The sequence below is a fragment of the Pseudomonas sp. B19125 genome (assembly GCF_044218855.1).
Taxonomy (GTDB): domain Bacteria; phylum Pseudomonadota; class Gammaproteobacteria; order Pseudomonadales; family Pseudomonadaceae; genus Aquipseudomonas; species Aquipseudomonas edaphica.
Genome location: NZ_CP162589.1, coordinates 5,192,605 through 5,204,230, shown reverse-complemented (window position 1 = coordinate 5,204,230; position 11,626 = coordinate 5,192,605). Strand labels below are relative to the sequence as shown.

At 59.8% G+C, this 11,626-nt stretch carries 10 protein-coding genes; 7 read left to right on the top strand and 3 right to left on the bottom strand.

The window, feature by feature from the left end; all coding sequences use genetic code 11:
- Positions 1-14: 14 nt before the first annotated feature.
- From fadA to AB4P96_RS23570, 5 genes are all read left to right on the top strand, one after another.
- The gene (fadA, locus tag AB4P96_RS23590; protein ID WP_017137418.1) at positions 15-1,190 is read left to right on the top strand and encodes an acetyl-CoA C-acyltransferase FadA; all 1,176 of its coding nucleotides are present in this window, start codon (positions 15-17) and stop codon (positions 1,188-1,190) included.
- A gap of 97 nt (positions 1,191-1,287) precedes the next feature.
- Positions 1,288-1,524 carry a DUF1653 domain-containing protein gene (locus tag AB4P96_RS23585; RefSeq protein ID WP_017137419.1) on the top strand — a complete coding sequence of 79 codons (237 nt, stop codon included), beginning with the start codon at positions 1,288-1,290 and terminating at the stop codon, positions 1,522-1,524.
- Positions 1,525-1,638: 114 nt separating this feature from the next.
- On the top strand, positions 1,639-4,260 hold the full coding sequence (gene topA / locus AB4P96_RS23580; protein ID WP_099548675.1) for a type I DNA topoisomerase: 2,622 nt from the start codon (positions 1,639-1,641) through the stop codon (positions 4,258-4,260).
- Positions 4,261-4,387: 127 nt separating this feature from the next.
- Positions 4,388-4,909, top strand: coding sequence for a DUF6586 family protein (locus AB4P96_RS23575; RefSeq protein WP_026013729.1), 522 nt, complete (start codon positions 4,388-4,390; stop codon positions 4,907-4,909).
- 227 nt (positions 4,910-5,136) lie between these two features.
- Positions 5,137-5,370 carry a hypothetical protein gene (locus AB4P96_RS23570; RefSeq protein WP_010212068.1) on the top strand — a complete coding sequence of 78 codons (234 nt, stop codon included), beginning with the start codon at positions 5,137-5,139 and terminating at the stop codon, positions 5,368-5,370.
- A 251-nt stretch (positions 5,371-5,621) separates the two neighbouring features.
- Here AB4P96_RS23570 and sulA read toward each other — a convergent pair whose 3' ends face one another.
- Both sulA and lexA read right to left on the bottom strand, forming a co-directional pair.
- The gene (sulA, locus tag AB4P96_RS23565; RefSeq protein ID WP_170038815.1) at positions 5,622-6,095 is read right to left on the bottom strand and encodes an SOS-induced cell division inhibitor SulA; all 474 of its coding nucleotides are present in this window, start codon (positions 6,093-6,095) and stop codon (positions 5,622-5,624) included.
- Positions 6,096-6,105: 10 nt separating this feature from the next.
- Positions 6,106-6,714, bottom strand: coding sequence for a transcriptional repressor LexA (lexA, locus tag AB4P96_RS23560; protein WP_017137423.1), 609 nt, complete (start codon positions 6,712-6,714; stop codon positions 6,106-6,108).
- Between the two features lie 263 nt (positions 6,715-6,977).
- Here lexA and AB4P96_RS23555 point away from each other — a divergent pair, with 263 nt between their 5' ends.
- Both AB4P96_RS23555 and nagZ read left to right on the top strand, forming a co-directional pair.
- Positions 6,978-7,685 (top strand): TetR/AcrR family transcriptional regulator, encoded by a 708-nt coding sequence (locus AB4P96_RS23555; protein ID WP_017137424.1) that lies wholly within the window; start codon positions 6,978-6,980, stop codon positions 7,683-7,685.
- 134 nt (positions 7,686-7,819) lie between these two features.
- Positions 7,820-8,830, top strand: a complete 1,011-nt coding sequence (gene nagZ, locus AB4P96_RS23550) for a beta-N-acetylhexosaminidase (RefSeq protein WP_017137425.1) — start codon at positions 7,820-7,822, stop codon at positions 8,828-8,830.
- Between the two features lie 100 nt (positions 8,831-8,930).
- Here the strand turns inward: nagZ and AB4P96_RS23545 are convergent, their stop codons facing one another.
- The gene (locus tag AB4P96_RS23545) at positions 8,931-11,621 is read right to left on the bottom strand and encodes a DEAD/DEAH box helicase (RefSeq protein ID WP_099548677.1); all 2,691 of its coding nucleotides are present in this window, start codon (positions 11,619-11,621) and stop codon (positions 8,931-8,933) included.
- Between the last annotated feature and the right edge of the window lie 5 nt (positions 11,622-11,626).

Here is an 11,626-nt window from a genome sequence, read left to right as displayed (position 1 = left end):
GAGCGAGAATATTTATGAGCTTGAATCCAAGAGACGTGGTGATTGTCGACTTCGGTCGCACGCCAATGGGCCGCTCCAAGGGCGGCATGCACCGCAACACCCGCGCCGAAGACATGTCGGCGCACCTGATCAGCAAATTGCTGGAGCGTAACGTCAAGGTCGACCCTAACGAAGTCGAAGACGTGATCTGGGGCTGCGTCAACCAGACCCTGGAGCAGGGCTGGAACATCGCGCGCATGGCGTCGTTGATGACCCAGATCCCGCACACCGCAGCTGGCCAGACCGTCAGCCGCCTGTGTGGTTCGTCGATGAGCGCGCTGCACACCGCTGCGCAAGCGATCATGACCGGCAACGGCGATGTGTTCGTGGTCGGCGGCGTGGAGCACATGGGCCACGTCAGCATGATGCACGGCGTCGACCCTAACCCGCACATGTCGCTGTACGCGGCAAAAGCCTCGGGCATGATGGGCCTCACCGCAGAAATGCTCGGCAAAATGCACGGCATTACCCGCGAAGCCCAAGACGCATTCGGCGTGCGTTCCCACCAGTTGGCCCACAAGGCGACCGTGGAAGGCAAGTTCAAGGATGAAATCATCCCGATGAACGGTTACGACGAGAACGGTTTCCTCAAACTGTTCGACTACGACGAAACCATTCGTCCGGATACCACCCTGGAAAGCCTGGCGGCCTTGAAACCCGCCTTCAATCCAAAGGGCGGCACCGTGACAGCCGGTACGTCGTCGCAAATCACCGACGGTGCTTCGTGCATGATCGTGATGTCGGCGCAACGTGCCCAGGACCTGGGCATTCAGCCGATGGCGGTGATCCGTTCGATGGCAGTGGCAGGTGTGGACCCGGCAATCATGGGCTATGGTCCAGTACCGGCCACACAAAAAGCCTTGAAGCGCGCGGGCCTGACCATCTCCGATATCGACTTCTTCGAGCTCAACGAAGCTTTCGCCGCACAGGCCCTGCCAGTGCTGAAAGATTTGAAAGTACTCGACAAGATGAACGAGAAGGTTAACCTGCACGGCGGCGCGATTGCCCTGGGCCACCCATTCGGTTGCTCCGGTGCACGTATCTCCGGCACTTTGCTTAACGTGATGAAGCAAAATGGCGGCAACCTTGGGGTTGCAACCATGTGCATTGGTCTCGGCCAAGGCATTTCCACCGTCTTCGAACGTATCTAAACGTTTCGCTGATGGAAGCCGGGGCCCAGTGCCCCGGTTTTTGTTTTTTGGAATTTTTAATATTTTTTTTCAACAAATTTTGCACGAGGGCCAAAGCATGAAAGTCGAACCAGGGCTCTACCAACATTATAAGGGCCCGCAGTACCGCGTTTTTAATGTGGCGCGGCACTCCGAGACCGAAGAAGAAGTGGTGTTTTACCAAGCACTGTATGGCGATTACGGCTTTTGGGTGCGCCCATTGAGCATGTTCCTGGAGACCGTCGAAGTTGACGGCGAGCAGGTCCCGCGCTTTGCTTTGGTGCAGGTCGAACCCAGTCTTTTTTCAGGGCAATAACGGCAGGCCGCGCAGAATGCTGCGCTTGACCTCACCTTGTTGCCACTATATATAGCGTTGCCGCGACAGGCGCCAACTGCCTTTCACTTCTCGAATTCAGGAATTTTCCGATCCATGGGCAAATCGCTGGTCATTGTGGAATCCCCGGCTAAGGCCAAGACCATCAACAAGTACTTGGGCAACGAGTACGTGGTGAAGTCGAGTATCGGCCATATCCGAGACCTGCCCACCAGCGGTTCGGCTAGCGCCAGCAAGGAGCCTGCCGCCAAGCGCGGCAAGGCCGCTGCGGGCGAAGGTCCGGTGCTCAGCCCTAAAGAGAAAGCGCGCAAGCAGCTGGTCTCACGCATGGGTGTGGACCCGGATCACGGCTGGAAGGCTAAGTACGAAATCCTTCCGGGCAAGGAAAAGGTCATCGAAGAGCTGCGCCGGCTCGCCAAAGATGCCGACACCATCTATCTCGCGACGGACTTGGACCGCGAAGGGGAAGCCATTGCCTGGCACCTGCGCGAAGCCATCGGCGGTGATGACAGCCGCTACAAGCGTGTGGTGTTCAACGAAATCACCAAGAAAGCCATCCAGGAAGCCTTCTCCAAGCCGGGTGAGCTGGATATCGACCGTGTTAACGCCCAGCAGGCGCGTCGTTTCCTCGACCGCGTGGTGGGTTACATGGTCTCGCCACTGCTGTGGGCGAAAATCGCCCGTGGCCTGTCCGCCGGCCGTGTGCAATCGGTAGCGGTCAAGCTGGTGGTGGAGCGTGAGCGCGAGATTCGTGCGTTCAACCCCGAAGAATACTGGGAAGTCCACGCCGACCTGGGCACTGCCAAGGGCGCCAACGTGCGCTTTGAAGTGGCCCGTGAGAAAGGCGAGGCCTTCAAGCCGCTGAACGAAGCCCAGGCCATGGCCGCGCTGGAGAAGCTCAAGGCTTCCAGCTACAGCATCGTCAAGCGCGAAGACAAGCCAACCAGCAGCAAGCCGTCGGCGCCGTTCATCACGTCCACCTTGCAACAGGCCGCGAGCAACCGCCTGGGCTTTGGCGTGAAGAAGACCATGATGATGGCCCAGCGCTTGTATGAAGCCGGCTACATCACTTATATGCGTACCGACTCCACCAACCTGTCGCAAGACGCGGTGGCGATGGCGCGCACTTATATTGAAAGCGAGTTCGGCAAGAAGTACCTGCCGGAAAAGCCTAACGTCTACAGCAGCAAGGAAGGCGCACAAGAGGCTCACGAAGCGATTCGTCCTTCCGACGCCAACACCGAGCCAAGCAAGCTGAGCGGCATGGAGCGTGATGCTGAGCGCCTCTACGAGCTGATCTGGCGCCAGTTCCTGGCCTGCCAGATGCTGCCGGCGCAATACCTGTCCACCACCGTCAGCGTGGGCGCAGGCGACTTCGAGCTGCGTGCCAAGGGCCGTATCCTCAAGTTCGACGGCTATACCCGCGTGATGCCGCAAATCGCCAAGCCAGGCGATGACGACGTGCTGCCGGACATGGCCCAGGGCGACACGTTGAAGCTGATCAAGCTCGACCCGTCCCAGCACTTCACCAAGCCGCCGGCGCGTTACTCCGAAGCCAGCCTGGTAAAAGAGATGGAAAAACGCGGTATTGGTCGTCCTTCGACCTATGCGGCAATCATCTCGACCATCCAGGACCGTGGCTACGTAGCGCTGCACAACCGTCGTTTCTACTCGGAAAAGATGGGCGACATCGTCACCGAACGCCTGTCCGAGAGCTTCTCCAACCTCATGGATTACGGCTTCACCGCCGGCATGGAAGAGAACCTCGATGACGTGGCGCAGGGCGAACGCGACTGGAAAAACGTGCTGGATGAGTTCTACGGCGACTTCAAAAAGAAACTCGAAGTAGCCGAAAGCCCTGAAAGCGGCATGCGCGCCAACCAGCCGGTGATGACCGACATCCCGTGCCTGACGTGCGGCCGCCCGATGCAGATTCGTACCGCATCCACCGGTGTGTTCCTCGGTTGCTCGGGCTACAGCCTGCCGCCGAAAGAGCGCTGCAAGGCCACCGTTAACCTGGTGCCAGGCGATGAGATTGCAGCCGACGACGAAGGTGAATCCGAGTCGCTGGTACTGCGCGGCAAGCACCGTTGCCCGATCTGCAGCACGGCGATGGACGCCTACCTGCTCGACGAGAAGCATAAGTTGCACATCTGCGGTAACAACCCGGATTGCAATGGCTACGAGATCGAAGAGGGCACCTACCGCATCAAAGGCTACGAAGGTCCGAGCCTGGAATGCGATAAGTGCGGCAGCGAGATGCAGCTCAAGACCGGTCGTTTCGGCAAGTTCTTCGGCTGCACCAACCCGACTTGCAAGAACACGCGCAAACTGCTCAAAAGCGGTGACGCGGCGCCGCCGAAGATGGACCCGGTGAAGATGCCTGAACTCAAGTGCGAGAAGGTCAACGACACCTACATCCTGCGTGACGGCGCTTCGGGCCTGTTCCTGGCGGCCAGTCAGTTTCCGAAAAACCGCGAGACCCGTGCTCCGTTGGTGATGGAAATCGTGCCGCACAAGGACGAGATCGATCCGAAGTACCACTTCCTGTGTGAAGCGCCGAAGAAGGATCCCGACGGTCGCCCGTCCGTGATCCGCTACAGCCGCAAAACCAAGGAGCAGTACGTGCAGACCGAAGTGGACGGCAAGCCTACCGGCTGGAAAGCTTTCTACGACGGTGGTAAGTGGAAGGTCGAGGACAAGCGCCAGGGCGCTTGATCGGCTGATCTGCCAGCTACAAAGGCCGCCTGAAAAGGCGGCCTTTTTTTACGCTTGCAGGAAACTTGGCTGATCCGTGACACTGTTCAGCCAGCATCACGCTTATTTCGTTGTGGAGATTGCCGTTATGGCCAACGAACTCTATACCCGTACCAATCAGAAAATTTACTTCGCGGGTTTGTCCCTGGAAGCCCTTGGCCGCGCCGAGGAAGGGAAGGAGATGAATGCCATCGCGCTGGTCCAGGCCGGGCGTGAGGCGGCGTTGTTCCACCTCTATGGCGCTTTGCTGGGCCTGTGCCATGAAATTGCCGGGTTCTACCGCTTGCCCCAGGCGGGCGCACCACGCGCAGAAATGCTCATGAACCGCGAAGTGCTGGACAGCATGGCGATTCCTGAACTGGCCGAACTGGTGGAAATGGCGCAGAGCCCCGACAGTTGGGTTGCTCGATTGCTCAAAGCGCATGCGGATATGTTCCAGCCGCCGCGTGTTCCCCATGTGCCCAAGGGTGATGTGACACAGCCGCTGATCGTGGCCGTTGCGCTGGGAGAGGATGAGCCCAAGCCCTTGAGCCGCGAAGAGCTGGAAAGCTGGCGCCAGGAGCTGAAGAAGATGGCGTTGCGGTTTCGTGAAGGCTTGAACGAGTGTTAAGAGGTTTGCGCTGAACAAAGGTGGGAGCTGGCTTGCCTGCGATAGGCTGGGTCAGCTTGCCGGCCATTTGCTGATGCACCGTAATCGCAGGCAAGCCAGCTCCCACATTGAGAGCAGTCTTGCCGAAGAGCACCATTCATCAAGCCGTTAAGAAACCTGTTCAGATCCTCAGCGAGGCTGGGTGGATGACTGATATAATCCCGGCCTTTCGTGGAGAACAGACTTATATGCCAACGTCCTTTCTGGAAATTGTAGAGTTGCCTGACGGCCGAATCGAGCTGCGCAGGGCCGAGGACGAGGGTTCTCTGGTTATTTTGGATTTTTCCGAAGATGCAAAAGTGTTCCTGCAGGGCCAACATGTAGAAGTGGCAAAAGCCATGTTGAGCGTTGGTGTGCAGATGGCTGGTCGCCTGGCCGAAGGCGAGCCGGAGAAGGAAGATGGGCCGCGGGTGCTTCACTGAGTAGCAATGACGCGCTCTCGGAAGTGTTCTGACGACCGGGCTTCTGTGGCGAGGGAGCTTGCTCCCGCTGGGCTGCGAAGCGGCCCTGAATAGATTTAATGCGCTGTATCAGGTATTCCACGGTGCCTGGTTTTGGGGCTGCTGCGCAGCCCAGCGCGAGCAAGCTCGCTCGCCACAACAAGCTCACCTGCCACAACAGGCTCGCCTGCCATAACAAGCCCATCCATACGGCTGGCCTGCAGCAGATCCCATTACCCCAATCGAATATTCAAACTCTGCGCATCGCCCGTGCGCGCGGCGCTGATCAGCTGCTGCTTGGCTGTTGCATTCAGTGGGTTCAACCAGCTCACCACCGTGTGGCTGCGCCCCAGGCGCAAGGCTTCGCACGTCAGTTGCTGAGCACTTTGCGCACCGCGCGGTTGCAGCAGCAGGATGCGCTCACGGTTGAGCCCGGCGTCCCGCAGCCAGGCCTGGGTCAGGCTGGCGGGTGGGGCAATCAGCGTCAGCCAGCGTGCGTCCTGCTCCTCGCTCAATTCTCGAAGGATCGGCGCCAGCAGGCTCAGGCAGCTCCCGGCAGCACCGCGCAACGACAGTTCACTGAACGCCTCAGGTTCGGAGCCCCAAGGGGCCTCGACCGCTTCCTTGAGAATGGGCGCAAGGGGTTGGGCCATAAAGGCCTCGAACAGCGACAGTTGTGTGTGTTGTGGGGTGTGCACGAGTTGCATGGTGCCTCCTTTAGCGGCGAATAACGCCGACGCTCAAGCCTTCGATCACCAGGTCCTGATCTTTCAGGTTCACTTCAATCGGGGCGAACTCAGGGTTCTCGGCCATAAGCCAGACCTTGCTGCCTTCGCGCTTGAAGCGTTTGACGGTGACTTCGTCGCCGATACGGGCGACGACGATCTGACCATTACGGGCTTCGCGAGTGGTGTGGACAGCCAGCAGATCACCGTCGAAAATGCCCACGTCCTTCATGCTCATGCCGTGTACGCGCAACAGGTAGTCGGCACGCGGATGGAAGAAAGTCGGGTTGATGTTGCAGGACTCTTCGACGTGCTGCTGCGCCAGGATCGGCGCACCGGCGGCGACGCGACCGATGATCGGCAGGGTCGATTCGTCGGCCTTGGCTTCAAAGCCAGGGATGCGAATACCGCGTGAAGCACCTGGGGTCATCTCGATCGCGCCTTTGCGGGCGAGGGCCTTGAGGTGTTCTTCGGCGGCGTTGGGGGACTTGAACCCCAGTTCCAGCGCAATTTCCGCTCGCGTCGGCGGGTAGCCGTTGTCGTCGAGGCAGCGCTTGATAAAAGCCAGAATCTCAGCTTGGCGTGGCGTCAGTTTTAGCATGTTGATCGCTCTGTCTTTTTATACAGTGACTGGGATTATATACAGTGAACTGCGCTTGGCAATCATCCTTTTTTGGCACTCCGCTGGACGGTCGTCTGTCACTCTTCCTGCAAGGCATAGACAGCGCTGCCTACAGGGCGCGAAGGATGTGATTAAATAGCGATGAAATAGATGACTGCCCGGCCGGAAAACGGCCTCGCAGGCTTGACAAGACACACCCTGAAACGTATGTTTCAAACAAGTGTTTGTCAGGCGGAGTAGCCATGGCCCAGTCGGAAACCGTTGAACGCATTCTCGATGCTGCCGAGCAATTGTTCGCGGAAAAAGGATTTGCTGAAACTTCATTGCGGCTGATTACCAGCAAGGCTGGGGTTAACCTCGCCGCTGTGAACTATCATTTCGGCTCGAAAAAAGCCCTGATCCAGGCGGTGTTCTCGCGCTTCCTGGGGCCGTTCTGCGCCAGCCTCGACCGTGAGCTGGAGCGTCGCCAGACCAAGCCCGAAAACAAGCCAAGCCTGGAAGACCTGCTGGAAATCCTGGTTGAGCAAGCCTTGGTGGTTCAACCGCGCAGCGGCAATGACCTGTCGATCTTCATGCGCCTGTTAGGGCTGGCCTTCAGCCAGAGCCAGGGCCACTTGCGCCGTTACCTGGAAGACATGTACGGCAAGGTGTTCCGTCGCTACATGCTGCTGGTCAACGAAGCTGCGCCGCGTATTCCGCCGATCGAACTGTTCTGGCGTGTGCACTTCATGCTCGGCGCTGCCGCGTTCAGCATGTCCGGGATCAAGGCGTTGCGTGCGATTGCCGAGACCGATTTTGGCGTCAACACGTCCATCGAACAAGTGATGCGCCTGATGGTGCCGTTCCTTGCCGCCGGCATGCGTGCCGAAACCGGCGTGACCGACCCGGTCATGGCCGCTGCCCAGTTGCGTGCGCGCAGCAAATCTACGCCGGCCGTCGCCAAGGCGTGATTGCCCCAGGTGTGCGCGGCGGCTAAGCTAGCCGCCATGCCGATTTCAGCTATTTACTCACAACCCGTTGTGCTCGCTGCGCTTATTGCGCCAGGTGAGGGCAACGGGTTGTGTGCGTTATTTAAGGAAAGTTTATGACTGCTGCCCTGCAAGGTTCGTTAATGGTCGATGTGGCCGGTACTTGGCTGACGGCCGAGGATCGCCAGTTGTTGCGCCAGCCTGAAGTGGGCGGGTTGATCATTTTTGCGCGCAATATCGAGCACCCGCGGCAAGTGCGCGAATTGAGCGCGGCCATTCGCGCGGTGCGCCCAGACCTGCTGCTGGCGGTCGATCAGGAAGGCGGGCGTGTGCAGCGCCTGCGCCAGGGCTTTGTGCGCCTGCCGGCCATGCGTCTGCTGGCGGATAAACCCAACGCCGAATACCTGGCCGAGCAGTGCGGCTGGATAATGGCCACTGAAGTGCTGGCGGTCGGCCTCGACCTGAGCTTCGCCCCGGTGCTTGACCTCGACTACCAACGCAGCGCCGTTGTCGGCACCCGTTCCTTCGAAGGCGATCCGGAGCGCGCTGCCGTGCTCGCGGGTGCATTCATTCGCGGCATGAACAGCGCCGGTATGGCGGCCACCGGTAAACACTTCCCGGGCCATGGCTGGGCCGAGGCGGATTCCCACGTCGCGATTCCAAACGACGAGCGCAGCCTGGAACAGATTCGCGCAAATGACCTGGTGCCTTTCGCACGCCTGAGCAAGCAATTGGCGGCGGTGATGCCGGCCCACGTTATTTATCCGCAAGTGGACGCACAGCCCGCGGGTTTCTCGCGTCGTTGGTTGCAGGACATTCTGCGCGGCGAGCTGCAATTTGATGGGGTGATTTTCAGCGATGACCTGTCCATGGCCGGCGCCCATGTGGTCGGTGATGCGGCCAGTCGAATTGAGGCGGCGCTGACGGCCGGTTGTGATATGGGGTTGGTGTGTAATGACCGTGCTGCTGCGGAGCTGGCACTGACTGCGGCGCAGCGCATGAAGGTCACGCCGTCGGCGCGGATTGCGCGGATGCGTGGGCAGGCGATTGCCTCTACGGAGTACAAGCAGGATCCGCGTTGGCTGGTGGCGCTTACCGCGTTGCGCGATGCTCAGTTGATCGACTGAACACCGCGTCGCTGCCATCGCAGGCAAGCCAGCTCCCACTCTCGATTTGTGAATACATTCAAGGGTGGGAGCTGGCTTGCCTGCGATAGCGATCTAACCGTCAGCGCTTCTCTTGCTTGTTGGGCAACGGCGCAAACAACGCCTCGATATCCTCATTACCCAACTGCCAATCCCCGGTCGTGCGCCCATCCAGCACGCCTGCTGCCAGATCAGACTTTTCCTTCTGCAGGTGTTGGATCTTCTCCTCCACCGTGCCTCGCGCAATCATCTTGTACACGAACACTGGCTTCTCCTGCCCGATGCGATACGCACGGTCGGTCGCCTGGTTTTCCGTCGCCGGGTTCCACCACGGGTCATAGTGGATCACCGTATCCGCCTCGGTCAGGTTCAAGCCCACGCCGCCGGCCTTCAGGCTGATCAGAAAAATCTGCAGCTTGCCGCTCTGAAAATCCTTCACTGGCGTGCGCCGGTCGCGGGTCTGGCCGGTGAGTAATGCGTAGGGCACGCCGCGTTTTTTCAGCTCGGCTTCGATCAGGCTCAGCATCGAGGTGAACTGCGAGAACAACAATATTCGGCGCCCTTCGGCAAACAGCTCTTCGAGCATTTCCAGCAGGCTGTCGAGTTTGCCCGAGCTGCTGCCACGGGCGGGCAGGGTGGCGTCGTTGACCAGGCGCAGGTCGCAGCACACCTGGCGCAACTTGAGCAGCGCTTCAAGAATGATGATCTGGCTGCGCGCCACGCCCTTGCGGGTGATTTCGTCGCGCACCTTCTTGTCCATGGCCAGGCGCATGGTTTCGTACACGTCGCGCTGGGCCTCATTGAGGTCGACCCAATGGATGATCTCGGTCTTGGGCGGCAGCTCGGTGGCCACCTGCTCTTTGGTGCGGCGCAGCAGGAAAGGTTTTATCCGACCGTTGAGGTGTTGCAAGCGCACCTCACTGGCGCGCTTTTCGATGGGCACGCGGTAATCGCGGTTGAAGCTTTTTACGTCACCCAGCCAGCCCGGCAGCAGGAAGTGGAACAGCGACCACAGCTCGCCCAAGTGGTTTTCCAGCGGCGTGCCGCTCAGGCACAGGCGCTGGCGAGCAGTGAGCTCGCGCGCGGCCTGGGCAGCCTTGCTGTTGGGGTTCTTGATGTATTGGGCTTCATCGAGGATCAGCACATGCAAGGGCAGGGCGGCGAGCGTGTCGATGTCCTTGGGCAGCAGCGCGTAGGTGGTCAGCAGCAGGTCATAGTCCTGCAAATGGGGGAAATGTTTCTTACGGCCAGCGCCGTATAGCGCCTGCACCCGCAGTTGCGGTGTGAAGTGCGCCGCCTCATCCAGCCAGTTGGGAATCAGGCTGGTGGGCATCACCACCATGCACGGTCGGTCGAGGCGCCCGGCGGCCTTTTCGCTGAGAATATGCGCCAGGGTCTGCAGGGTTTTGCCCAGGCCCATGTCATCGGCAAGGATCCCGCCGACATCGAGCTGACGCAGCGACTGCATCCAGCTCAAGCCTTCCAGCTGATACGGGCGCAAGGTCGCGTTCAAGCCCTCGGGCGCCACGCAGGTGAAGTCCTTGATGTCGCGCAGGCGCTGGGCGAAATTGCGGATCTTCTCACCGCCTTCCCATTGCAGCGGTAGGTCTTCCAGCGGGTTCAGGCGTATGGCATCGGCTTTGGCCAGGCGCAAGCTGGTGGTGCCGGTTTCCTGTAGGTAAAACTCGCCAAGGGTTGCCAGCACCGGCTTGAGCCTGCCGTACGGCAACGCCACTTGCAGCGGGCCGTGGCCGTTGGGCAGGCCGGGAATATTCACCAGGATCAGCTCGTCGTCACGGCGCCGGGCAAGTTTTTCCGGGTTGAGGATTTCGGTATGCGAACGCATCAAGTTGAGCAAAATCGGCAACAGGCTCAGGCGCTCGCCATTGACGATAATCCCCAGCTCCAGGTCGAACCAGTCGCGTTCCGGGCCTTCGTCGACGGTGGCGTACCAGTCATCGACGGTGCTCAAGTCGAAACCGAAATCCTCATCGATCTGCAACTCCCAACCCTCGGCGCGCAAGGTCGGCGAGGCGTTGAGGGTGAAGTTCAACCAGGCGCTGTCATTGACCATTTCGAACAATTCACCGGCACTCTCCGGCAAGGCCTTGCTCTGGCGTGTAGCGATCTTGAAGCCCAGCAGGCGCAGTTGTTCGCGATAGGGTTGCTCCAGTTCCGGATGGCGCTTGATGCGCAGGCTCTGGGTTTCCTGGCGCACGATGATGTCGGCGTTTTTTTGCCCGCTGACATAGTTGCCCAGGTAATTGAACGACAGCGCCGCACGGTGCTGGATATAGCGCTGCATCTTGCCATTACGCGGTTCAAACGCGCTGAACTCCACGCTGGCCAGCCACAGGCGCGGCACTGGCCGCACATCTTCCATCACCACCTGTGGCAGCACCACGCGGTTATCCAGCACGGCCTGGAGTTTTTCCAACAACTCGGCATCTTGCGCGGCGGCCGGGTAAGCCAGGGTTTCCTGGACCTTGAGCAGCACTGCCGCGATGTGTTTGCAGTTGGTGTGTACCGGGCAGGTGCAGCGGCTGTCCACCAGGATCAGCGTGCCCTTGGCCGATTCGCGCAGCGAGATGGTTTGTCGGTAAACATTGCCGCCCGAGCCTTCGCAGCTGGCGATGATGGTGCTGTCGCCGGACTCGACGATGCGCACGCGGTTTTCCAGGGCGTAGCGCCGCCCGCGCTCAAGGCTTTGCTCTTTAAAGCGATTGGCCCACGAAGGGGCCAGGGGTTTGGTCAACGACGACGTCAGGGGCATGGCGC

Coding starts and splice junctions, on each gene's coding strand:
- lexA (WP_017137423.1), bottom strand. CDS start 6,714: ATGCTAAAACTGACGCCACGCCAAGCTGAGATTCTGGCTTTTATCAAG.
- AB4P96_RS23575 (WP_026013729.1), top strand. CDS start 4,388: ATGGCCAACGAACTCTATACCCGTACCAATCAGAAAATTTACTTCGCG.
- AB4P96_RS23545 (WP_099548677.1), bottom strand. CDS start 11,621: ATGCCCCTGACGTCGTCGTTGACCAAACCCCTGGCCCCTTCGTGGGCC.
- sulA (WP_170038815.1), bottom strand. CDS start 6,095: ATGCAACTCGTGCACACCCCACAACACACACAACTGTCGCTGTTCGAG.
- fadA (WP_017137418.1), top strand. CDS start 15: ATGAGCTTGAATCCAAGAGACGTGGTGATTGTCGACTTCGGTCGCACG.
- nagZ (WP_017137425.1), top strand. CDS start 7,820: ATGACTGCTGCCCTGCAAGGTTCGTTAATGGTCGATGTGGCCGGTACT.
- AB4P96_RS23585 (WP_017137419.1), top strand. CDS start 1,288: ATGAAAGTCGAACCAGGGCTCTACCAACATTATAAGGGCCCGCAGTAC.
- topA (WP_099548675.1), top strand. CDS start 1,639: ATGGGCAAATCGCTGGTCATTGTGGAATCCCCGGCTAAGGCCAAGACC.
- AB4P96_RS23555 (WP_017137424.1), top strand. CDS start 6,978: ATGGCCCAGTCGGAAACCGTTGAACGCATTCTCGATGCTGCCGAGCAA.
- AB4P96_RS23570 (WP_010212068.1), top strand. CDS start 5,137: ATGCCAACGTCCTTTCTGGAAATTGTAGAGTTGCCTGACGGCCGAATC.